Raw genomic sequence first — 23,324 nt, 5'->3', positions numbered from 1 at the left:
CACCTGTTCCGTGTTAGCGCGTCTTAATAACCAGACGATTGCTCTGTTTGACCTCTTCCATCACCACATAAGTACGGGTGTCGTTCACGCCTGGCAGACGCAGCAGGGTTTCCCCCAGCAGCTTACGGTAGGCGGACATATCAGGCACACGGGTTTTCAACAGGTAGTCGAAATCACCGGACACCAGGTGACACTCTTGAATTTCTTCAAGTTTTTGTACAGCGGCGTTAAATTGCTCAAACACATCCGGTGCACCACGATTCAGAGTAATCTCAACAAATACCAGAAGTGAGGCATCCAGATAATGCGGGTTCAGCAGAGCCGTATAGCCCTGAATAAAACCCTGTCTTTCCAGTCGGCGCACACGCTCAAGGCACGGCGTCGGGGAAAGACCCACACGTTTTGAAAGCTCGACGTTGGAAATACGCCCATCCTTTTGCAATTCATTAAGAATGTTACGATCGATACGGTCGAGATCTTTGCCAGGGCGCTTCTTGCTATCTACCATTATTATTGTCTCTCTGTATTCCTTCCCTACTCCTGCCTGGACCCTGTGCACATCACTGTTCAGAGCCTGTACCCGTTAGTCATCACATCGCCTGGTTATGTATTTGACGCGATGCGGATTCGGGTTCTATTGGTAAGAAGACCGTTGCCCGAAGGCCGTCACCGACATCACGTATGGCGTCTGTCCACGCCATGCGTAGATTTCACTGACACGGTAAAAATGGCATTTACGTGCATGCCTATGCGGCATACGGTTAACGCGGTTTTTTTTCTTCCTTGAATGTTTTCGCAAAAGCGCAGGGGATTGTCAAAGCAAAACATCGATTTTTAGTACAAGATGCCGGATATTCATTACGGAGGGGTATTAATCCTCATTTTACTGACTTATAAACGCGCGATTTTCAGCAGCAGACGTGATAACACTGCGCCAGATCCATCGGGCGTGGCTATTGCATATATCGAAAGCAAAACTCCAGTGCTCTTTTTTTACGGCAACAAATTCCCTACAATCCAGCCCATTGCCTGCCAACAACAATGGGGATCTCATGGGCACGACCAAACACAGTAAGTTGCTAATCCTTGGTTCCGGACCTGCGGGATATACCGCGGCGGTCTATGCTGCACGCGCTAACCTGCAACCGGTACTGATCACCGGTATGGAAAAAGGCGGTCAGCTGACCACCACCACAGAAGTGGAAAACTGGCCAGGCGACCCGAACGACCTGACCGGGCCGCTGCTGATGGAGCGCATGCACGAGCATGCCGCGAAATTCGAAACTGAAATCCTGTTCGACCATATCAACAAGGTCGATCTTCAGAACCGTCCGTTCCGCCTGACGGGTGACAGCGGCGAGTACACCTGTGACGCGCTGATTATTGCCACCGGCGCCTCTGCCCGCTACCTCGGCCTGCCGTCTGAAGAAGCGTTTAAAGGCCGCGGCGTCTCTGCCTGCGCAACCTGCGACGGTTTCTTCTATCGCAATCAGAAAGTCGCGGTTATCGGCGGCGGCAACACCGCCGTGGAAGAAGCGCTCTACCTGGCAAACATCGCCTCTGAAGTGCACCTGATCCACCGTCGTGACACTTTCCGCGCCGAGAAGATCCTGATCAAACGTCTGATGGATAAAGTGGCGAGCGGCAACATCGTGCTGCACACCAATCGCACCCTGGAAGAAGTAACGGGCGATCAGATGGGCGTTGCCGGACTGCGCATTCGTGACACCCAGAACACCGATAACGTCGAAACGCTGGACGTGGCTGGCCTGTTTGTGGCAATCGGTCACAGCCCGAATACCGCTATCTTCGAAGGTCAGCTGGAACTGGAAAACGGCTACATCAAGGTGCAGTCTGGTATTCACGGTAATGCAACTCAAACCAGCGTCCCTGGCGTGTTCGCTGCTGGTGACGTGATGGACCATATTTACCGTCAGGCGATCACCTCTGCGGGCACCGGCTGTATGGCCGCGCTGGACGCAGAACGCTATCTTGATGGACTGGCTGAACAAGGTAAATAATCTTTACAAGTCAGTAACAAACGTAAATAAAGGCGGCCACAGGTCGCCTTTATTTTTGCTCGCGTGTAACATGCAGATGTCTAATTTCTTATAACGTCACCTGCAAAATACGCAATGGAAAAAACCCGTCAACAAGAGTTAACACGCTGGCTGAAACAGCAAAGCGTTATTTCCCGCCGCTGGCTTACGATCTCCCGTGTTCTGGGGTTTGTCAGTGGTCTGTTGATTGTTGCCCAGGCATGGCTGCTGGCCCGCATTCTTAACCACATGATCATGGAGAACATTCCGCGCGAAGCGCTCCTGATGCCTTTTATCGTCCTGGTCCTGATTTTTATCCTGCGCGCATGGGTGGTGTGGCTGCGCGAGCGCGTCGGTTTCCATGCCGGACAGCATATCCGCTACGAGATCCGCCGTCAGGTGCTCGATCGTCTGCAGGAAGCCGGGCCCGCGTGGATCCAGGGTAAACCGGCCGGAAGCTGGGCGACGTTGATCCTTGAACAGATTGACGATATGCACGACTACTACGCACGCTATCTGCCACAGATGGCGCTTGCCGTCTTCGTTCCGCTGCTGATTGTGATCGCCATCTTCCCGGTGAACTGGATGGCTGCGCTGATCCTGATGGGCACCGCGCCGCTGATTCCCCTCTTTATGGCGCTGGTCGGAATGGGTGCTGCGGATGCCAACCGCCGTAACTTCCTGGCACTGGGGCGCTTAAGCGGCCATTTCCTGGACCGTCTTCGCGGCATGGAAACATTGCGCATTTTTGGTCGTGGTGAAGCGGAAACCGAAAACATTCGTCGGGCATCGCAGGACTTCCGTCAGCGCACCATGGAGGTGTTACGCCTGGCATTCCTGTCGTCCGGCGTACTGGAGTTCTTTACCTCGCTGTCTATTGCCCTCGTGGCGGTCTACTTTGGCTTCTCCTATCTGGGCGCGCTGGATTTCGGTCATTACGGCACGGCAGTGACCCTTTCCGCCGGTTTCCTGGCGCTGATCCTGGCCCCGGAATTTTTCCAGCCGCTTCGCGACCTGGGGACGTTCTATCACGCCAAAGCGCAGGCAGTTGGCGCAGCTGACAGCCTGAAAACATTCCTGGAGACGCCGCTGGCGCATCCGGATCGGGGTGACGTGACGCTGAACAGCAAAGAGCCGGTAACCCTCGACGCGAGCGATTTCTGCATCCTCTCGCCGGAAGGGAAAGTGCTGGCAGGCCCGCTGAACTTCACCCTGCCGGCCGGAAAGCGCGTGGTGCTGGTTGGCACCAGCGGTTCCGGGAAAAGTTCTCTGCTGAATGCGTTATCCGGTTTTATGGCCTACACCGGTTCACTGCGGATCAACAAAACCGAACTGCGTCATCTCGATCCTGACGCCTGGCGTCAACAGCTCAGTTGGGTGGGGCAAAACCCGCAACTGCCTGCCTCTACGCTGCGTGAAAACGTTCTGCTGGCGCGCCCGGATGCGCGTGAAGATGAACTGCAATCGGTTCTCGACCGCGCCTGGGTCAGCGAGTTTCTGCCGATGCTCCCGCAAGGTATAGATACCGTGGTCGGCGACCAGTCTGCCGGGCTGTCGGTTGGACAGGCGCAGCGCGTGGCCGTTGCCCGCGCTCTGCTTAACCCGTGCCAGCTGATGCTGCTGGATGAACCCTCAGCCAGTCTGGACGCACACAGTGAGCTGCGCGTCATGGCGGCGCTGAACGCCGCCTCCTTGCAACAAACCACGCTGATGGTTACCCATCAGCTGGAAGGGATTGCTGACTGGGACGAGATCTGGGTGATGGAAAACGGACGTATTGTTGAACAAGGCGATTACGCCTCACTCGTTGCCGCGCAGGGGCCGTTTGCCGCCCTGCTGGCAAACCGTCAGGAGGACATCTGATGCGTGCTCTGCTGCCTTATCTTGCACTCTATAAACGCCATAAATGGATGCTGACGCTGGGGATTGTGCTGGCCATTGTGACGCTGCTCGCCAGTATCGGCCTGCTCACGCTTTCCGGCTGGTTTCTGTCGGCCTCGGCCGTGGCGGGGTTCGCCGGATTATACAGCTTCAACTATATGCTTCCGGCGGCAGGTGTTCGCGGTACAGCCATTACCCGCACGGCCGGACGCTATTTCGAGCGGTTAGTCAGCCACGACGCCACGTTCCGCGTCCTGCAGCATCTGCGTATCTACACCTTCAGCAAACTGCTGCCCCTCTCCCCTGCCGGGCTGGCGCGTTTTCGTCAGGGTGAGTTACTGAACCGTGTCGTTGCGGATGTCGATACGCTGGATCACCTTTACCTGCGCGTGCTCTCCCCGATCGTGGGCGCGTTTGTGGTGATTGTGGTGGTCACGCTGGGGCTGGCTGTTCTGGATGTTCCCGTTGCGCTAACGCTCGGCGGGATCATGCTGTTAACGCTCATTATTCTGCCGCCGCTGTTTTACCGCGCCGGAAAATCCACGGGGGAAAACCTGACGCGTCTGCGCGGCGATTACCGCCAGCAGCTGACCTCCTGGCTTCAGGGGCAGGCAGAGCTGACCATTTTTGGCGCCAGCAAGCGCTATCGCGCCCGGATGGAAAGTACGGAGCTGAACTGGCACGAAGCCCAGCGCCGTCAGTCGGAACTGACGGCCTTCTCTCAGGCGCTGATGATGTTGATCGGCGGCGTGGCGGTGATCGCCATGCTGTGGCTGGCTTCCGGCGGAGTTGGCGGTAATCCTCAGCCAGGTCCGCTTATTGCCCTCTTCGTTTTCTGCGCACTGGCCGCTTTTGAAGCGCTGGCACCGGTAACGGGCGCTTTCCAGCATCTTGGTCAGGTGATCGCCTCTGCCCTGCGCATCACCCAGATTGCCGAGCAGGAGCCTGAGGTAACGTTCAGCGCAGCGCAGACCGCGGTGCCTGAGCAGGTGACGCTGACGCTTGATGACGTGACCTTCGCCTATGACAAACAGGCGCAGAATGCGCTGGAAGGTATCACTCTGTCAGTTGATGCGGGGCAGCGAATTGCGATCCTCGGCCGCACCGGCTGCGGTAAATCGACGCTGCTACAGTTGTTGACCCGCGCCTGGGATCCGCAGCGCGGCCAGATTCGCTTCAATAATACGTTGCTGACAGATTTCAGCGAGCAGGCGCTACGTAAGACCGTCAGCGTCGTTCCACAGCGTGTGCATCTGTTTAGCGCCACCCTGCGCGATAACCTGTTACTGGCCGCGCCGGAGGCTTCGGACGACGCGCTTCGAGCCACGCTGGAACAGGTCGGGCTGCAAAAACTGCTTGAGGACGACGGGCTGAACAGCTGGCTCGGTGAAGGTGGTCGTCAGCTCTCCGGTGGAGAACTGCGCCGTCTGGCGATTGCGCGTGCGCTGCTGCATGATGCACCGCTGATGCTGCTCGACGAACCGACCGAAGGACTGGATGCGATGACTGAGAGTCAAATCCTTGATTTACTGGCGAATGTGATGGCAGGGAAAACCGTGCTGATGGTCACACACCGCCTGCGTGGACTGGCAAGTTTTGATCGGATAATTGTGATGGACAACGGACACATTATTGAGCAAGGTAGTCACGCAGAGCTGTTGACGAAACAGGGTCGCTACTACCAGTTTAAACAGCGTCTGTAGACTATATTTGTAGCGTCCTCACTCGCGTACTGGAGTTTTGCTGTCATGCGCCTGGTCCAGCTTTCTCGTCATAACATTGCGTTCCCGTCGCCGGAGGGAGCGCTACGTGAGCCCAATGGGCTGCTGGCCCTGGGTGGGGATCTCAGCCCTGCACGGCTCTTGATGGCTTACCAGCGCGGCATCTTCCCGTGGTTTTCTCCCGGCGACCCGATTTTATGGTGGTCGCCCGATCCGCGCGCCGTACTTTGGCCAGCGCAGTTTCACCTCAGCCGCAGCATGAAGCGTTTCCATGCCAAATCCCCGTATCGCGTCACCCTCAATCACGCGTTTGGTCAGGTCATTGAAGGCTGTGCGCAAGACCGCTATGAAGGGACGTGGATAACCCGCGATATTATTACCGCCTACCACCAGCTTCATGAGCTTGGCTACGCTCACTCCATCGAAGTATGGGAAGACGGCATACTCGTCGGCGGCATGTACGGCGTGGCGCAAGGGACGCTGTTTTGCGGCGAGTCGATGTTCTCTCGCGCGGTGAACGCCTCGAAAACCGCGCTGCTCATTTTCTGCCAGGAATTCGCGCAACGCGGCGGAAACCTGATCGATTGTCAGGTCCTCAATGAGCATACGGCCTCCCTCGGCGCCGTTGAGATCCCGCGACGCCAGTACATCGAACATCTGGATGCCAGCCGCCAGCAGAAGCTCCCGCGCGACTTCTGGATACCGAGAACGCTCTTTATGCCCAATGCCTAAATGTTTTCCGCATATTTTTTGTGAGGGTGTTATAATTATGCCGCAGAGTAGCTTCTGCCTGTTGCCCCGCCGCCGTTTGGGACCTTCGCTTCAGATAACGTCCTGACGTTTATCCTGTTGTATCCCCTTTACGAATGCGCTTTCCGTTCGGTTGTACCGTGACGCTTGGGCAATGCGCCGAAACTGTTTTGCTGCGTTTTAAACGCGCAATTCTTTACTTAATTGATGAATTTCGGCATTATCTTGCCGGTTCAAAACTTGGTAGTGATACCCCAGAGGATTAGATGGCCAAAGAAGACAATATTGAAATGCAGGGTACCGTACTTGATACGTTGCCTAACACCATGTTTCGCGTAGAGCTGGAAAACGGTCACGTGGTAACTGCGCACATCTCCGGTAAAATGCGCAAAAACTATATCCGCATTTTAACGGGCGACAAAGTGACTGTTGAACTGACCCCGTACGACCTGAGCAAAGGCCGCATTGTCTTCCGTAGTCGCTAATTGTTTTCGCCTGTAATGGCAGATGAATATTTAAAAGGTCGGGATCATCCCGGCCTTTTTTATTTATGGCTCTAGTGTTGCTGTACCGAAAGATGTATTGTCATCCACGGCTGTACAGTAGTGATTAAATCCACCGCCATAGAATGAACCATATCATGCAGTAATCCCGTCAGGTGCGGCAACATATCGCGGTCAAAATGCGATACCAGCAGCACATGGTTTAATGCCCGGCAGTAGTCGCATTTCGTTTCTGTATCTTCCAGCAGCCACTCTTTTTGTCGCGGTTCTTCCGCTTCGTGCTCAAATTCCACCACCTGAAAGTCACGCATTGATTCTGTGAGGCCGGTTTTCATTTCTTCCAGGTATGCACCAAGGCAACGGCACACGGGCTGCGTCTGCGGGAGTGATTTGCAGTCGAGGAGGATTTCGGTGAGTAGTTTGCAGCGCTCAGCAAGGGTTGGAAGATCGGGATTGAGGGAGAGTTCGGTGTAGAGTTGGGTGAAGCCATTAATATCAGTCATATGTGATCCTTTATGCACGCAAGATTGTCTGTGCACACGCTTTCAGGACGCCAATCCCGACACCTGATTTAGCAGGTGCGCCGCCATTTTATTACTGTGGATTCATCCAGCAACAGACATCGAAAGAAACTGGAAAGCGCCTCGCAAAATTCCTCTGCGGCCTGTTGCCCTCACCCCGGCCCTCTCCCACAGGGAGAGGGAGCAAACAATAAAAAACGGCAACCGAAGTTGCCGTTTTGCTTTTACCTTACTACTCAGTGAGCCGCTTCCGGCTTGTGCTTCGCCGCACTCTGGAAGTCGTACGTCAGCTCGTTCTTCGCCTGATCCAGCGCCACGGTCACCTGACCGCCGTCCACCAGCGAGCCAAACAGCAGCTCGTTCGCCAGCGGTTTCTTCAGGTTGTCCTGAATCACACGCGCCATCGGACGGGCCCCCATCGCACGGTCGTAGCCTTTTTCAGCCAGCCAGTTGCGGGCCTCCTGGCTCACTTCCAGCGATACGCCTTTCTGGTCAAGCTGTACCTGCAACTCGACGATGAACTTATCCACCACCTGATGGATCACCTCGGTAGACAGGTGATCGAACCAGATAATGTTGTCCAGACGGTTACGGAACTCCGGCGTAAAGATCTTCTTGATCTCTTCCATCGCATCGGTGCTGTTGTCCTGATGGATCAGGCCGATGGATTTACGCTCGGTTTCACGCACACCGGCGTTGGTGGTCATCACCAGCACCACGTTGCGGAAGTCCGCCTTGCGCCCGTTGTTGTCGGTCAGCGTCCCGTTGTCCATCACCTGCAGCAGGATGTTGAACACATCCGGGTGCGCTTTCTCGATTTCATCGAGCAGCAGTACCGCGTGCGGATGCTTGATCACCGCGTCGGTGAGCAGGCCGCCCTGGTCAAAGCCGACGTAGCCCGGAGGCGCACCAATCAAACGGCTGACGGTGTGGCGCTCCATATACTCGGACATATCAAAGCGCAGCAGCTCAATGCCCAGCGCTTTGGAGAGCTGAACCGTCACCTCGGTTTTCCCGACGCCGGTTGGGCCAGCGAACAGGAAGGACCCGACAGGCTTGTGCTCATGCCCCAGCCCGGCGCGGGCCATCTTGATCGCTTCGGTTAAGGCCTCAATGGCTTTATCCTGACCAAAGACCAGCATTTTCAGGCGATTGCCGAGGGTGCGCAGCGTGTCGCGGTCACTCTGAGAGACGCTCTTCTCAGGAATACGCGCGATGCGGGCCACCACGGACTCAATGTCCGCCACGTTAACCGTTTTCTTACGCTTGCTGGCCGGCATCAGGCGCGCTCGCGCCCCTGCCTCATCAATCACGTCAATTGCCTTATCCGGCAGATGACGATCGTTGATGTATTTCACCGCCAGCTCCACCGCCGCACGGACCGCTTTCGCGGTGTAACGCACGTCGTGGTGCGCTTCATACTTCGGCTTCAGACCGTTGATAATCTGCACCGTTTCCTCAACGGACGGTTCGGTCACGTCAATTTTCTGGAAGCGGCGCGCCAGCGCACGGTCTTTTTCGAAGATGTTGCTGAACTCCTGGTAGGTCGTGGAGCCAATCACGCGGATCTTGCCGCTGGAGAGCAGCGGTTTGATCAGGTTAGCGGCATCCACCTGGCCACCGGACGCCGCACCTGCGCCGATGATGGTGTGGATCTCATCGATAAACAGAATGCTGTTGGTGTCCTGCTCCAGCTGTTTTAACAGCGCCTTGAAGCGTTTTTCAAAATCGCCGCGGTATTTGGTGCCCGCCAGCAGCGAGCCAATATCCAGCGAGTAGATGGTGCAATCGGCAATCACTTCCGGCACGTCGCCCTGCACAATGCGCCAGGCCAGACCTTCTGCAATCGCGGTTTTCCCCACGCCTGACTCACCCACCAGCAGCGGGTTGTTTTTGCGGCGACGGCACAGCACCTGGATCGCGCGCTCCAGCTCTTTATCGCGACCAATCAGCGGGTCGATACCGCCAACGCGAGCAAGCTGGTTAAGATTGGTGGTGAAGTTTTCCATACGATCCTCCCCGCCTGCTTGCTCTTCATTGTTATTAACCTGATTGCTGGAATCCGATGCCTGGTTAGGCTCGTCTTTACGCGTTCCGTGAGAAATAAAGTTCACCACGTCGAGTCGGCTGACTTCGTGTTTGCGCAGCAGGTAGGCCGCCTGTGACTCCTGCTCGCTGAAGATGGCGACCAGGACGTTTGCGCCAGTCACTTCGCTACGTCCGGAAGACTGGACGTGGAATACCGCGCGCTGCAACACGCGCTGGAAGCTGAGCGTCGGCTGCGTGTCGCGCTCCTCTTCACTGGCTGGCAGCACCGGTGTGGTTTGTTCGATGAAGGCTTCGAGTTCCTGACGTAGCGCCACCAGATCCACGGAGCAGGCTTCCAGCGCTTCGCGGGCAGATGGGTTGCTAAGCAGTGCGAGCAGTAAATGCTCGACGGTCATAAACTCATGTCGGTGCTCACGCGCTCTGGCGAAAGCCATGTTTAAACTGAGTTCCAGTTCTTGATTGAGCATAGGCACCTCCCCCAATTTTATGCCTTATCAGGCCTTTTCCAGCGTACACAGCAACGGATGCTCGTTCTCCCTCGCATAGTCGTTCACCATCGCCACTTTGGTTTCCGCCACTTCTGCCGTAAAGATGCCGCAGATGGCTTTGCCTCGATAATGAACGGTAAGCATCAGTTGCGTTGCACGTTCTACATCATAAGAAAAGAACTTTTGTAGCACGTCAATAACAAATTCCATCGGCGTGTAATCATCGTTCATTAACATAACTTTATACATAGATGGCGGTTTTAGCGCGTCACGCACTTTATCTTCCGCCAGCTGGTCAAAATCCAGCCAGTCGTTGGTCTTACCCATTTTGCATAACCACTTTGAATCTACCTCAGATGTTAGATAACAATCATCTATTACTGTCATCCGCGATGTCTGTCACAAACCGTTGCAATAGCGTTAACTGCTTCAAACTTTGGTTGATTATTGTCCCAACTCCAGCGCCAAACGCTTGACGACGTCTTTCGTTTCTCTAAATTGTACAAGCGTGAGATGGCGAGGTTTTGAACAGCCCCCACTCCACCACCGGTTCATTCCATCTTAACTTATAAGATTTACGAAGGATGTCGAAGCATGGAAATGGGTACTGTTAAGTGGTTCAACAACGCCAAAGGGTTTGGCTTCATCTGCCCCGAAGGCGGCGGCGAGGATATCTTCGCTCACTATTCCACCATTCAGATGGATGGTTACAGAACGCTCAAAGCCGGGCAGTCCGTCCGGTTCGATGTACACCAGGGACCAAAAGGCAATCATGCAAGCCTTATCGTACCCATTGAAGCAGAGACGGTTGCATAGCGCTCTGTTTTATTGTGTACATCCCGCAGTCAAAATGCCAGCCCGATCGGCTGGCATTTTTATTTTCGGGTTATTCCCGAGCCAGCGCATCCACCGGATCCAGCCGCGCCGCGTTGCGGGCGGGGAGCCAGCCAAACAAAATGCCGGTAAAGGTCGAACATAAAAATGCGGTAATAATGGCGACCGGCGAGAAACCAATCTCCCACCCGGGTAAAAAGAGCTGGAGCGCGAACGCAATCATCATCGAGAGCGCAATCCCCATCGCCCCGCCGACCAGGCACACCAGCACAGCCTCAATCAGAAACTGTTGCAGTACATCACTGGCTCTGGCCCCGACCGCCATGCGGATGCCAATCTCCCGGGTACGTTCCGTGACCGACACCAGCATGATATTCATCACCCCGATGCCGCCGACGACCAGCGAGATCACCGCCACCAGCGTGAGGAACAGCTGAAGAGTACGTGTGGTCTTTTCCGCCGTTTTCAAGAGGCCGTCCATGTTCCAGGTGAAGAAATCCTTCTTCCCGTGGCGCAACGTGAGCAACCGCTCAAGCTGCTGTTCGGCCAGCGCGCTGTCGTAGCCCTCCTTCACGCGCACGGTGATGGAGTTGAGCCATGACTGCCCCATGATCCGCCCGGAAATCGTTGTGTAGGGCAACCAGACGCGCAGGATCTTGCTGCTGCCAAACATCGACTGTTTCTCTTCCGCCACACCAATGACCGTGGCAGGCATGTTGCCGACCAGGATCACTTCACCGACCACACTGGCTTTATTAGGGAAGAGTTGCCTGCGCGAGTTCGCGTCCAGCACCACCACCTGCGCCCTGCCCGCCAGCTGTTCGGCATTAAAGGTCGCCCCTTCGCTGAAGGTCATGCCGTAGACGTTGAAGTAGTCACCGCTGACGCCGTTGGCGCTGGCGGCAACGTCAACATTCCCTACCCGCAGACGCAGGTTTTGCGAAACGGCTGGCGTGGCGGAGTTTACCCACGGCTGCTTCTGAATCGCTGCCAGATCGTCATACTTAAGCGCCTGCTGATACTGCGGTTCGTCGTCGCCAAAGTCCTTGCCGGGATAGACATCAATGGTATTGGTACCGATGGCGCGAATATCGGCCAGCACCAGCTGCTTGGCGGCGTCGCCCACCACCACAATCGAGACCACCGAAGCAATACCGATGATAATCCCGAGCATGGTCAGCAGGGTGCGCATTTTGTTGGCCGCCATCGCCAGCCAGGCCATGTTCAGCGCTTCACGAAAGCCGCTGGAAAATTGTCCCCAGCCGGTTGAGGCCGGCAGCGCTTCTTTCGGGGCTGCCGCTCTGGACGCACGCGGCGGCGGGTTGCTGACCAGCTCGCCGTCGTGGATCTCAATAATGCGTTCCGCCTGCGCCGCCACCTGCGGATCGTGGGTAACGATGATCACCGTGTGCCCCTGATCGCGAAGCTGGTGGAGGATCGCCATCACCTCTTCACCGGAATGGCTGTCGAGCGCCCCGGTGGGTTCATCCGCGAGGATCACCTGCCCGCCATTCATCAGCGCGCGGGCAATACTCACGCGCTGCTGCTGGCCACCGGACAGCTGCGACGGCTGGTACTCCACGCGTTCAGCCAGCCCGAGACGCGTTAACAGCGTCTTCGCACGCTCAAGACGTTTCTTCCGCTCCACGCCTGCATAGACGGCGGGCACTTCGACGTTTTGCGCCGCGTTCAGGTGTGAGAGCAGGTGGTAACGCTGGAAGATAAAACCAAAATGTTCCCGGCGCAGCTTCGCCAGCGCGTCGCCGTCGAGCGTGGAGACATCCGTCCCGGCCACGCGATAGGTCCCGCTGGTGGGTTTATCCAGGCAGCCGAGAATGTTCATCAGCGTCGATTTACCGGAGCCTGACGCGCCGACAATCGCCACCATCTCGCCCGCTTCCACGCGCAGGGAGATACCTTTCAGCACCTCCACCGGACCGTCGCCCGACGGATAGCTGCGACGGATATCCTTCAGCTCAAGCAGCGCGGTCATTTCGCGGCTCCGGGCAGGCTTTCACTGACAACCACCTCCTCACCCTCTTCCAGCCCTTTCACCACCACCACATCGGTATCATTACGCGCGCCAATCACCACTTCGCGATCGCGCGTCTCGCCGTTGCGCAGCACTTTCACTTTATAGCGATTGTCCCCGGCGGATTCGCCCAGCGCGGAGAGCGGAATGGTGAGCACGTTCTTCACGCCGGTCAGCTGGATATGCACCTGGGCAGTCATATCCAGCCGCAGCACGCCCTGTGGGTTTGGCACTTCAAAACGGGCGTAGTAAAAGATAGCGTCGTTAACCTTTTCCGGCGTCGGCAGAATGTCTTTCAGCACGCCTTCATAGCGCGTCTGCGGGTCGCCAAGCACGGTAAACCAGGCATTCTGCCCAGGTTTCAGATGGATAACATCCGCCTCGGAAACCTGCGCTTTGACCAGCATAGTGCTCATATCCGCCAGCGTCAGAATGTTAGGCGCCTGCTGGGCGGCAATTACCGTCTGCCCCTGCAGCGTGGTGATCTGGGTGACTTCACCGGCCATCGGCGCAACGATTTGCGTGTAGTCGAGGTTGGTTTTCGCCGTGTCCAGCGAGGCCTGATTACGTTTGATTTGTGCGTCGATGGTGCCAATCTGCGCCTGCTTGACCGCCAGCTCCGTCGTGGCAGTATCTAAATCCTGCTTCGAAATGGCCTGGGTTTTTGCCAGCGCCTGCTGACGGGTCAGCGTGACCTGGGCCAGATTACGTTCAGCCAGCGCCTGAGCACGCTGGGCGCGCAGCTCCATCAGCGTGGCTTCCACCTCGCGGATCTGGTTCTCGGCCTGTTCAGGATCGATAACACCCAGCAACTGGCCTTTTTTTACCTTATCACCGATCTCTACCGACAGCGTTTTCAGCTGGCCGCTGACCTGAGCGCCAACGTCAACCTTGCGCAATGCATCAAGCTTACCCGTCGCCAGGACGTTTTGCTGCAGTTCGCCGGGGCGAACGATCAGTGTCCGGTACTGCGGCACCGGTGCGTTAAGCACCTGCCATAACCAGAATCCACCGACTAAAATCACGACCGCCAGCAGCAGAAATAGCGTTCTGCGTTTTCCCTTGAGGTTCATAAATATTCCAAATAAATGTTCTGGCAATAATAAATGTTGATTCTATCTAAACGACTCCTTAACGAAACCCCTGTTCTCCGAAATCGTCCTAATTTGTTGACGAGATGTTGATATTCCTCTTGTTGAAATAGTGATATTCCAAAAGATTCAGGATTTATCATGTCTTCCATCGTCGATACGCCTTATTCCCCCCTGACGCAGCCTGCCTCCGGCTGGCAGCTTTTCAAAAACCTGGCTTTGGGTAAGCTTACCCCAGGACTGGCATGGCAGAATCCGGCTTATCGGCGCAAGTTCGTGTTACGGTCGCTTGCGGCTCCCGTCACCACCTCTCGCCTGTTGACGCGCCTGGCAAAACAGCCGCGTCTGATGCAGATATTACAAGCTCAGCCGGGGCTGCCCTGCCGGATGCACCGCCCGTGGCTGACGGTGAACATGGAACGTCAGCACGCGCTGGAGTCTCTTAACTGGCACTATCAGATCATGAGCCGCCAGCTTCCGGCGACGCTGCTGCAGGGCTATCTTTCGAAGCAGGGTGCCACGCTGCTGACCTTAACCGGTAAAGATGAACAGCACTTTACCGTTCGCCTGTGTGCTGATGCGTTTATGGATAAAGAGGGAGAAGCCACCCTCGTCTTCTGCGACGATCAAAATACAGTCCTGGCGGAGATAACCTTCACGCTCTGCCCTTTTGCCGGAAAATCGACGCTGTTCATTGGCGGTTTGCAGGGCGCAAAAGCGCATGTTCCCCATGAGCGGATCCAGAAAGCGACGAAGGCCTGCCATGGGCTGTTCCCGAAACGTCTGCTGGTTGAAACCGCCATGACGCTCGGCGCCGCTTTCCCGGTCGAACAGATTGTTGCCGTCAGTAACGACACCCATATTTATCGCAGCTGGCGCTACCGCAAGAAAAAAGAGGGAAAACTGCTGGCTGATTATGACAGCTTCTGGCTCTCCCTCGGCGGTGAAAAGCAGGATAGCGGTAACTTTATGCTGCCGCTTGTCATGCCGCGTAAACCGATGGAAGAGATCGCGAGCAAAAAACGTTCCGAATATCGCCGTCGCTACGAACTGCTGGACAGCCTGATTCAGCAGGTGAATCAGGCGACCCGAGGTTAATCCGCCCTCCCGCGTGCCAGCCACAGCACGCGGGAGAACATCTTCCTCAGCAGAGTGGGCACCGCCTCCACGCCCCGCCTTCCCGCTTCCGTCGCCACTTCAATGGCGAGATCCGGTTTTGACGAACGGTGTATCGCTTTGGCGATCACGCGGCGCATGTTCATCGGAACATCGACCGGCACCATCGCAATGCGGTGGAACACATCGTCAAACCCCTGACGATACATAAAGTGCTCCATGTCCATCGCGGGGAGCATGGTTAAATGGTCGCGCTCTTCTTCCCGTTCATTATTCAGCAGGCTACGCACGGTCGAGGCATACTTTTTACCCGCCTCGTCACCGTCCACCAGCACATGCCATTCAATACCCATCCGGCGGGCAAATTTTATCAGCGGTTTTAATCCCGACTGGGCAAATTCGATCACCTTAATGCCTTCCGCATCAAAATGGTGCCCACACTGACGCGCCAGTTCGTTGATGACCCAGGTCTCCGTTTCCCCTTCCACCAGCAGCCAACAGCGGGCAAAAAGTGACGACGCGCGATTAAAACGAATATGAAACGCGATGCGCCGCCCGTCTTCGGCATTTAAACCGCCAGGCCCGAGACGGTACGCGGAGACCCGCGAAGACTCGCGCACCAGACGGCAGATATGCTCAACCGGCGTCATGGATAATAGCTCACCAGAATTGGTGGTCGTAATACGCTGGAGCGGCAGCAAATTCAGCAGATGCCACGCCACCGAGAGCATGATGGGGTGAAGCCGCGTTTCAGGATCTTCCACCAGCAGCAACGGGCGGGCATCCCGGTCAAGACGCACGGTGCCTTTAGCCTGCAAAAGTGTTGAAAACAGCCCCAGAAGAATCACCCGATGGGTACGACCGCCGGGCCGGTCGATCATCCGGTTGATGATGTCGAGATAGCGCCAGCTGCGTTGTTCATCATGAGAGCGACGGCGCATCAGCCTGTGGCGCGACTCCGATGTCCCCTGCTCGGAAAAATAGTGCTCCAGCAGTTGTACCATCGCGGACAACCCCTGGCGAATCTGACCATCGGTCAGGTTTTGCGGACGCGACACCAGCTCACGCGCCAGAAAATCCAGCTCGCGGGCGGTGACTTCCACCTCCGGCATATTCGGTACCGTGCCGTTACGGATACGCCGCATAAAGCGCGCATCACGCAACCGCAATACCGGCGTCAGGCGGGTCAGGTGGCGAGCCAAATCGTCGATGTTGTCCAGTGGGATCGGGTTGGCTTTTTCATCAAGAAACTCGCGCAGGGTCAGGACCCCTTCGTTTTCCGCCATCTCGCCTTCCAGGCGATAGAAAATCCGGTGGAAATCATCGTCACAGGGCACCCAACAGGGTGACAGCGGGCGGAAGCGACGCACGCGGTGACGGCCTGGCTCGGATTCACGGAACGTCAGGATAATATGCAGGTGCTTCTCGCGTCCCGTCACGTCCCCGGGCGGGAACCAGAAATCGTCGTGGACAAAGTGATACAGATCGTCTTCGGGGGATAGCAGTAACGTCAGCGCATCGAGCAGGCTGGACTTACCCCACGCGTTCTCGCCGATCAGGACGTTGTTCTGCTCAAGCTGCAGCGACAGGCGGTTAATACCGCGAAACCCGACAATTTCCACACGTTCGAGAAGCATAAATCCCCCGCGAAATGAACACTTTTTCCTTTAAGTTATCAGCAGTATAGCGGGAGGAATCTTGTCACGACAGCATAACATTCACCCTGACAAGAATTGGTCTATGCTCTATTTACCGCTCATTTGAACAAGGAATGACATCACATTGCCTTAAATCAAATTTATCGAATTTATTTAAGTGGCGAAGGGATGTTGTTGGTTTCTAAAATACGGGCTCTTTGAGTCGTCATCCCTTTATGGCGATATATCCCGCCCGCGGGAAAGCGCGCGGAAATTATTTGAGGTGGTTATGTTTAGAAAATTGGCTGCAGAATGTTTTGGTACATTCTGGCTGGTATTTGGTGGCTGCGGTAGCGCCGTTCTGGCAGCAGCGTTCCCGGAATTAGGCATTGGTTTTGTCGGCGTCGCGCTGGCGTTTGGCTTAACCGTATTAACCATGGCCTTCGCCGTGGGGCATATTTCCGGTGGTCATTTTAACCCGGCTGTGACGTTAGGTTTATGGGCGGGCGGTCGTTTTCCTGCTAAAGACGTCATTGGCTACATCGTGGCGCAGGTGGTGGGCGGTATTATTGCGGCTGGCGTTCTGTACGTTATTGCCAGCGGTAAGGCCGGCTTTGACGCGGCCGCCAGCGGCTTCGCCTCAAACGGCTTTGGCGAGCACTCGCCGGGCGGTTACTCCATGCTGTCTGCCATCGTGATTGAAATTGTGCTGACCGCGGGCTTCCTGCTGGTGATCCACGGCGCCACCGACAAACACGCGCCTGCTGGCTTTGCCCCGATTGCTATTGGTCTGGCGCTGACGCTTATCCACCTGATTTCAATTCCGGTCACCAACACCTCCGTTAACCCGGCACGCAGTACCGCCGTCGCCATCTTCCAGGGCGGCTGGGCGCTTGAGCAGCTGTGGCTGTTCTGGGTGATGCCAATTATCGGCGGTATTCTGGGCGGCGTGCTGTATCGTACCCTGCTGGAAAAACGCGATTAATCTTTCCCTCCCTCTCCCCGTGGGAGAGGGCCGGGGTGAGGGCAACAGGCCGCACATACAAGCCGGGTAAGGCGTAGCCGCCACCCGGCTTTCTTTTGCCGCTTTACTGAATAGCCTTTATTGGGTAGTGTCTCTGGCGCTCAACAGACACTCAAAAGGACCGGCTGTTCATGTTTTCAGGACTCCTCATTATTCTGCTGCCCCTGATTGCGGGCTACCTTATTCCGCTGCGTCAGGAATCCGCATTACGGCTTATCAACCGTTTTCTCAGCGGGATTGTTTACCTCATTCTTTTCTTTATGGGGATCAGCCTGGCCTTCCTGGATAACCTGTCCGCGAATTTACTCTCCATTTTGCATTATTCAGCCGTCACGGTTACGGTTATTTTGCTGTGCAATATTGCCGCACTGCTGTGGCTGGAACGCACCATTCCCTGGAAAAACCATCACCTCCAGGAAAAGCTGCCCTCCCGTATTGCGATGGCACTTGAGTCATTAAAACTCTGCGGCGTCGTGGTGCTCGGTTTTCTTCTGGGTCTCACCGGATGGGCATTTTTACGGCACGCGACAGAAGCCAGTGAATATACCCTGATCTTCCTGCTGTTCCTGATTGGTATCCAGCTGCGAAATAACGGCATGACCCTGAAACAGATTGTCCTCAACCGTCGGGGAATGATTATTGCCGTAATGGTTGTCGCCAGCTCAATGGTGGCGGGTGTGATTAATGCTTTTATTCTCGATCTGCCGCTGAAAACCGGCCTGGCAATGGCCTCCGGATTTGGCTGGTACTCCCTTTCCGGTATTCTGCTGACTGAATCATTCGGTCCGGTGATCGGCAGCGCCGCCTTCTTTAACGATCTGGCGCGTGAGCTGATTGCCATTATGCTGATCCCGGGGCTGGTTCGCCGCAGTCGCTCTACCGCACTGGGTCTGTGCGGCGCGACCTCGATGGACTTTACCCTGCCGGTACTTCAGCGCTCAGGCGGGCTGGAAATGGTGCCCGCGGCCATCGTGCACGGCTTTATTTTGAGTTTACTGGTTCCCATTCTGATGGCGTTCTTCTCTGCCTGATACTTCTTTGGCGGTAGGGTGCCTGCCGCCAAAATTGCGCTAAATCAATCTCCCTCTATTTTGTAGCAGAAAGCGCTTTTCACCGTTCTGGCACAGGCATAACCTTAAACATGTATATCAAATATAACTTTAACAGGTGTGATTATGTTTTGTGTGCAATGTGAACAAACCATCCGTACCCCGGCAGGCAATGGCTGCTCTTACGCGCAGGGTATGTGCGGCAAAACCGCAGAAACATCAGACCTGCAGGACCTGCTGATTGCTGCCCTGCAAGGCCTTTCCGCATGGGCATTCAAAGCCCGCGAATACGGCATCGTCGACCACTACGTCGACAGCTTCGCGCCGCGCGCATTCTTTTCTACGCTGACCAACGTTAACTTTGATTCCCCTCGTATCGTCGGCTATGCCCGTGAAGCTATCGCCCTGCGTGAAGCGCTGAAAGCGCAGTGCCTGAACGCTGATGCTAACGCTCGCGTGGACAACCCGATGTCAGAACTCCAGCTGGCGAGTGATGACCTGGGCGACCTCCAGCGTCAGGCGGCAGACTTTACCCCGAATAAAGACAAAGCGGCGATTGGCGAGAACATTCTCGGCCTGCGCCTGCTGTGCCTGTACGGTCTGAAAGGCGCAGCGGCGTATATGGAGCACGCGCACGTTCTCGGTCAGTACGACAACGATATCTACGCGCAGTACCACAAAATCATGGCGTGGCTGGGTACCTGGCCTGCCGATATGAACGCCCTGCTTGAGTGCTCAATGGAAATCGGCCAGATGAACTTCCGCGTGATGAGCATTCTGGATGCCGGTGAAACCAGTACCTACGGCCACCCGACGCCAACGCAGGTCAACGTGAAGGCGACCGAGGGTAAATGTATCCTGATCTCCGGTCATGACCTGAAAGATCTCTACAACCTGCTGAAGCAGACTGAAGGCACTGGCGTCAACGTTTATACCCACGGCGAAATGCTGCCTGCGCACGGCTACCCGGAGCTGCGTAAATTCAAACATCTGATCGGTAACTACGGCAGCGGCTGGCAGAACCAGCAGGTGGAGTTCGCCCGCTTCCCTGGCCCTATCGTGATGACCTCTAACTGCATCATCGACCCTACCGTGGGCGCGTATGACGACCGCATCTGGACCCGCAGCATCGTCGGCTGGCCGGGCGTGAGCCACCTCGAAGGCGACGATTTCGGTCCGGTTATTGCCCAGGCGCAGCAGATGGCGGGCTTCCCGTACAGCGAAATTCCGCATCTGATCACCGTCGGCTTTGGCCGTGAAACCCTGCTCGGCGCCGCAGATTCGCTGATCGATCTCGTCAGCCGTGAAAAGCTGCGCCACATCTTCCTCGTCGGCGGCTGCGACGGCGCGCGCGGTGAGCGTAACTACTTCACCGATTTCGCCACCAGCGTACCGGACGATTGCCTGATCCTGACCCTGGCGTGCGGTAAATACCGTTTCAACAAGCTGGACTTCGGCAATATCGAAGGTCTGCCGCGCCTGATCGATGCGGGCCAGTGTAACGATGCTTACTCGGCCATTATTCTGGCGGTTACCCTGGCGGAGAAACTGGGCTGTGGCGTGAACGACCTGCCGCTGTCGCTGGTGCTTTCGTGGTTTGAGCAGAAAGCGATCGTCATCCTGCTGACCCTGCTCTCTCTGGGCGTGACCAACATCGTGACCGGCCCGACCGCGCCAGGCTTCCTGACGCCGGACCTGCTGGCCGTGCTGAACGAAAAATTCGGCCTGCGCTCCGTCACCAACGTTGAAGATGATATGAAGCAGCTGCTGAGCGCGTAAGGAGTTATTCATGACCATGCCAACCTCACAATGTCCGTGGAGGATGCAGGTTCATCACATCCACCAGGAGACGCCGGATGTGTGGACGCTCTCACTGATTTGCCACGATTACTATCCGTACCGTGCCGGTCAGTATGCGCTGGTCAGTGTCCGCCATTCGGCGGACACCCTGCGTGCCTACACGATCTCCTCAACGCCGGGCGTGAGCGAATACATCACGCTTACCATTCGCCGTATTGATGACGGTGCCGGCTCGCAGTGGCTGACCCGTGACGTGAAGCGCGGAGACTATATCTGGCTGTCAGACGCCCAGGGCGATTTCACCTGTGACGACAAGGCGGAAGATAAATTCCTGCTGCTGGCGGCGGGCTGTGGCGTCACGCCGATTATGTCCATGCGCCGCTGGCTGGCGAAAAACCGTCCGCAGGCCGACGTGCAGGTGATCTTTAGCGTTCGCTCTCCGGAAGATGTCATTTTTGCCGAGGAGTGGCGTAATTATCCGGTAACACTGGTGGCAGAACACAATGCGGTCCACGGTTTTGTGCCCGGCCGTCTGAGCCGCGAGCTGCTGCAAAGCGTGCCGGATATTGCGCACCGTACCGTGATGACCTGCGGCCCGGCGCCTTACATGGATATCGTCGAGAAAGAAGTGAAGGCGCTTGGCGTGACCCGCTTCTTCAAGGAGCAATTCTTCACGCCGGTAGCGGAGGCGGCAACCAGCGGGATTCAGTTTACTAAGCTACAGCCTGCGCAGACCTTCTTTGGCCGCGTGGGAACGACTTTGCTGGAGGCACTCGAAAGCAATAAGGTACCGGTAGTGGCCGCCTGCCGTGCGGGCGTATGCGGTTGCTGTAAGACGAAAGTGGTTTCAGGTGAGTACACTGTCACCAGTACCATGACGCTCTCCGACGCGGAAATTGCCGAAGGTTACGTGCTGGCGTGCTCATGCCATCCGCAGGGGGATCTGGTCCTCGCATAATCTGATGCGGTGCCCCCGTTTTTGCCGGGTGGCACTGCGTTTACCCGGCCTACCTTGTAGGGGCTGGATCGTCGTAGGCCCGGTAAGCGCTAGCGCCACCGGGCTTATAATCAGGCGGCACAGTGTTTGTGCCGAACTACATATGGTTGCTGCGTGTACGGCAGTGAACTATTGATAGATGGCGTCGTTGTATTCCGCGACTTTATAAGCTGCCTGTATTGCACTAAGCGCATCTGTGACAAGGTAAGGAGTTCAGATTGTTTTCTAAGCTGCCTGTACGGCAGTGAACGTACTGAACAGACGGAAACACAGTGTCGGACTTTTCTAAGCTGCCTGTACGGCAATGAAATCTGTTTTCGCGCCTCCGTGCAGGAGGTTTTCTTTCTAAGCTGCCTGTACGGCAGTGAACACAAACGATGTCCTTGAGGCTCGGATTAAAGATTTCTAAGCTGCCTGTACGGCAGTGAACTGAGAGTTTCGATACTCCGGACTATCGTGATTTTTCTAAGCTGCCTGTACGGCAGTGCACGATCGCGTTCATATTTGCAACATGCCTGAAGATTTCTAAGCTGCCTGTACGGCAGTGCACAGTTTTAACACCATCCCGTCCTCCGGGATTCTTTTCTAAGCTGCCTGTACGGCAGTGAACGTTTTTGTTGAGCCGGTGCAGCTCATAGCGACTTTCTAAGCTGCCTGTACGGCAGTGAACAGTTGAAATGGCTGATCGTAACCCGAAGTGTAGTTTCTAAGCTGCCTGTACGGCAGTGAACCCATTCGTTCTCATGGATCAGAAGGGTTTCCTTTTCTAAGCTGCCTGTACGGCAGTGAACTCACGTTTTGATATGGCCCCGTTGAAATGACTTTTCTAAGCTGCCTGTACGGCAGTGAACTACAACTACCCTCGCATCAATCAGTTAGTGCATTTCTAAGCTGCCTGTACGGCAGTGAACTCGTTCCCTTTTCTCGTGCATAACCAACCATCATTTCTAAGCTGCCTGTACGGCAGTGAACTCAGGCGTTGTGAGAGTGAACCCACTGCCAACTTTCTAAGCTGCCTGTACGGCAGTGAACGTCGAGTCTTGATTACGTGGCGGATTTTTGCATTTCTAAGCTGCCTGTACGGCAGTGAACGGCGCAGCTGACGGGTAACGCAGTGTCGGAACATTTCTAAGCTGCCTGTACGGCAGTGAACTGGAACAATCTACACCTATCACGTTGTCAGATAAAGAAATAACCTAAAAAATCGTCTCGATCCCTTTTTTCTTCACATACATTTCAGCACAATAAAATCAATAAGTTAAAAACAGCCAATAAAAAAGGGTCTATAGACCCCTTCCTTCATACCAGAGCACAAACCTCAACGCCACGCCGGTGCTTTCCCCAGCGCAAACCGCCCTGCCCCTAAAAATGCCACCGCCAGCGAGCCAATAAAGAAGTACACCAGGCTTTCAATCGCCCATGCCCCAACCTTATCGAGGGCGAGCGTTTCACCCATTCCTACCATAAGCCATGCCACAATCATCGTAAACGCCAGCATCAGCGCGGCCGGGCGCGTAAAGAGCCCGACAATAATCAACATCGGTGCCACCACTTCGCCAATCAACACGCCATAAGCGATAAACCCCGGCAACCCTTTTTCCACCAGCATGCCGCTGATAAAGCCCACGCCGCCGAATAACTTGTGCAAACCGTGAAAGAGCATCAACCCACCGACGGCAAGTCGTAACAAGAGTTTGCCAAGATCGTCGCACGATAGCTTTTCATTAACAGCAATTAACAATGATTTAACCATTTGAAATGATTCCTGTTTTCACCTGAGTCAGCACCAGAT

19 protein-coding genes and 1 CRISPR repeat array are annotated in these 23,324 nt (G+C 55.7%); of the genes, 11 read left to right on the top strand and 8 right to left on the bottom strand.

Annotation, left to right across the window (positions count from 1 at the left end):
- Nucleotides 1-13 precede the first annotated feature (13 nt).
- Nucleotides 14-508, bottom strand: coding sequence for a leucine-responsive transcriptional regulator Lrp (lrp, locus tag ACMGGM_RS20705; RefSeq protein ID WP_000228469.1), 495 nt, complete (start codon nucleotides 506-508; stop codon nucleotides 14-16).
- A gap of 544 nt (nucleotides 509-1,052) precedes the next feature.
- Here lrp and trxB point away from each other — a divergent pair.
- The 5 genes from trxB (at nucleotide 1,053) to infA (ending at nucleotide 6,876) form a co-directional block, all read left to right on the top strand.
- The gene (gene trxB, locus ACMGGM_RS20700; protein WP_023332535.1) at nucleotides 1,053-2,021 is read left to right on the top strand and encodes a thioredoxin-disulfide reductase; all 969 of its coding nucleotides are present in this window, start codon (nucleotides 1,053-1,055) and stop codon (nucleotides 2,019-2,021) included.
- Nucleotides 2,022-2,135: 114 nt separating this feature from the next.
- The gene (cydD, locus tag ACMGGM_RS20695) at nucleotides 2,136-3,902 is read left to right on the top strand and encodes a heme ABC transporter permease/ATP-binding protein CydD (RefSeq protein WP_248235124.1); all 1,767 of its coding nucleotides are present in this window, start codon (nucleotides 2,136-2,138) and stop codon (nucleotides 3,900-3,902) included.
- The gene (gene cydC / locus ACMGGM_RS20690) at nucleotides 3,902-5,623 is read left to right on the top strand and encodes a heme ABC transporter ATP-binding protein/permease CydC (RefSeq protein ID WP_047343453.1); all 1,722 of its coding nucleotides are present in this window, start codon (nucleotides 3,902-3,904) and stop codon (nucleotides 5,621-5,623) included. The genes cydD and cydC overlap by 1 nt, the downstream gene beginning before the upstream one ends.
- 45 nt (nucleotides 5,624-5,668) lie before the next feature.
- Complete coding sequence (aat, locus tag ACMGGM_RS20685) at nucleotides 5,669-6,373, top strand: leucyl/phenylalanyl-tRNA--protein transferase (RefSeq protein ID WP_047343454.1); 705 nt, start codon at nucleotides 5,669-5,671, stop codon at nucleotides 6,371-6,373.
- 284 nt (nucleotides 6,374-6,657) lie between these two features.
- Nucleotides 6,658-6,876: a translation initiation factor IF-1 gene (gene infA, locus ACMGGM_RS20680; RefSeq protein WP_002211347.1), complete on the top strand. Its 219-nt coding sequence runs from the start codon at nucleotides 6,658-6,660 to the stop codon at nucleotides 6,874-6,876.
- A 71-nt stretch (nucleotides 6,877-6,947) separates the two neighbouring features.
- Here infA and ACMGGM_RS20675 read toward each other — a convergent pair whose 3' ends face one another.
- The 3 genes from ACMGGM_RS20675 to clpS form a co-directional block, all read right to left on the bottom strand.
- Nucleotides 6,948-7,397: a hypothetical protein gene (locus ACMGGM_RS20675; protein ID WP_063943460.1), complete on the bottom strand. Its 450-nt coding sequence runs from the start codon at nucleotides 7,395-7,397 to the stop codon at nucleotides 6,948-6,950.
- A gap of 254 nt (nucleotides 7,398-7,651) precedes the next feature.
- Nucleotides 7,652-9,931 (bottom strand): ATP-dependent Clp protease ATP-binding subunit ClpA, encoded by a 2,280-nt coding sequence (clpA, locus tag ACMGGM_RS20670; protein WP_014831269.1) that lies wholly within the window; start codon nucleotides 9,929-9,931, stop codon nucleotides 7,652-7,654.
- Nucleotides 9,932-9,958: 27 nt separating this feature from the next.
- Nucleotides 9,959-10,279, bottom strand: a complete 321-nt coding sequence (clpS, locus tag ACMGGM_RS20665) for an ATP-dependent Clp protease adapter ClpS (protein ID WP_006174393.1) — start codon at nucleotides 10,277-10,279, stop codon at nucleotides 9,959-9,961.
- A gap of 267 nt (nucleotides 10,280-10,546) precedes the next feature.
- On the opposite strand from clpS, the gene cspD reads away from it, so the two are divergent.
- Complete coding sequence (gene cspD / locus ACMGGM_RS20660; protein ID WP_008499993.1) at nucleotides 10,547-10,768, top strand: cold shock-like protein CspD; 222 nt, start codon at nucleotides 10,547-10,549, stop codon at nucleotides 10,766-10,768.
- Between the two features lie 70 nt (nucleotides 10,769-10,838).
- On the opposite strand, the gene macB is transcribed toward cspD, so the two are convergent.
- Together macB and macA are read right to left on the bottom strand one after the other, a co-directional pair.
- A complete protein-coding gene (gene macB, locus ACMGGM_RS20655; protein WP_023332529.1) occupies nucleotides 10,839-12,779 on the bottom strand; it encodes a macrolide ABC transporter ATP-binding protein/permease MacB in 1,941 nt (646 codons plus the stop codon).
- Nucleotides 12,776-13,891, bottom strand: a complete 1,116-nt coding sequence (gene macA, locus ACMGGM_RS20650) for a macrolide transporter subunit MacA (RefSeq protein WP_014883196.1) — start codon at nucleotides 13,889-13,891, stop codon at nucleotides 12,776-12,778. The genes macB and macA overlap by 4 nt, the downstream gene beginning before the upstream one ends.
- A gap of 159 nt (nucleotides 13,892-14,050) precedes the next feature.
- On the opposite strand from macA, the gene ACMGGM_RS20645 reads away from it, so the two are divergent.
- On the top strand, nucleotides 14,051-15,007 hold the full coding sequence (locus ACMGGM_RS20645; RefSeq protein WP_023332528.1) for a VirK/YbjX family protein: 957 nt from the start codon (nucleotides 14,051-14,053) through the stop codon (nucleotides 15,005-15,007).
- Here the strand turns inward: ACMGGM_RS20645 and ACMGGM_RS20640 are convergent.
- Entirely contained in the window at nucleotides 15,004-16,662 is a 1,659-nt protein-coding gene (locus tag ACMGGM_RS20640; RefSeq protein WP_014883194.1) for an ATP-dependent endonuclease, read from the bottom strand. The two genes, ACMGGM_RS20645 and ACMGGM_RS20640, sit on opposite strands and share 4 nt — an antisense overlap.
- A 289-nt stretch (nucleotides 16,663-16,951) precedes the next feature.
- Between ACMGGM_RS20640 and aqpZ the strand changes: the two genes are divergently transcribed.
- The 4 genes from aqpZ (at nucleotide 16,952) to hcr (ending at nucleotide 21,493) form a co-directional block, all read left to right on the top strand.
- Complete coding sequence (gene aqpZ, locus ACMGGM_RS20635) at nucleotides 16,952-17,647, top strand: aquaporin Z (RefSeq protein ID WP_014883193.1); 696 nt, start codon at nucleotides 16,952-16,954, stop codon at nucleotides 17,645-17,647.
- Between the two features lie 170 nt (nucleotides 17,648-17,817).
- Nucleotides 17,818-18,717 (top strand): lysine exporter LysO family protein, encoded by a 900-nt coding sequence (locus ACMGGM_RS20630; protein WP_023332526.1) that lies wholly within the window; start codon nucleotides 17,818-17,820, stop codon nucleotides 18,715-18,717.
- Nucleotides 18,718-18,861: 144 nt separating this feature from the next.
- Nucleotides 18,862-20,514: a hydroxylamine reductase gene (hcp, locus tag ACMGGM_RS20625; protein WP_014883191.1), complete on the top strand. Its 1,653-nt coding sequence runs from the start codon at nucleotides 18,862-18,864 to the stop codon at nucleotides 20,512-20,514.
- 10 nt (nucleotides 20,515-20,524) lie between these two features.
- Nucleotides 20,525-21,493 carry an NADH oxidoreductase gene (gene hcr / locus ACMGGM_RS20620; protein WP_023337002.1) on the top strand — a complete coding sequence of 323 codons (969 nt, stop codon included), beginning with the start codon at nucleotides 20,525-20,527 and terminating at the stop codon, nucleotides 21,491-21,493.
- Between the two features lie 261 nt (nucleotides 21,494-21,754).
- Nucleotides 21,755-22,685: direct repeats of the CRISPR family, unit length 28 nt; unit sequence TTTCTAAGCTGCCTGTACGGCAGTGAAC.
- A gap of 165 nt (nucleotides 22,686-22,850) precedes the next feature.
- Here the strand turns inward: hcr and ACMGGM_RS20615 are convergent.
- Nucleotides 22,851-23,285 (bottom strand): DoxX family protein, encoded by a 435-nt coding sequence (locus ACMGGM_RS20615; RefSeq protein WP_023332524.1) that lies wholly within the window; start codon nucleotides 23,283-23,285, stop codon nucleotides 22,851-22,853.
- Nucleotides 23,286-23,324: the final 39 nt, after the last annotated feature.

The sequence above is a fragment of the Enterobacter sp. BNK-14 genome (genome assembly GCF_047456095.1).
GTDB lineage: Bacteria > Pseudomonadota > Gammaproteobacteria > Enterobacterales > Enterobacteriaceae > Enterobacter > Enterobacter kobei.
This window is presented reverse-complemented; position numbering and strand designations above follow the sequence as displayed.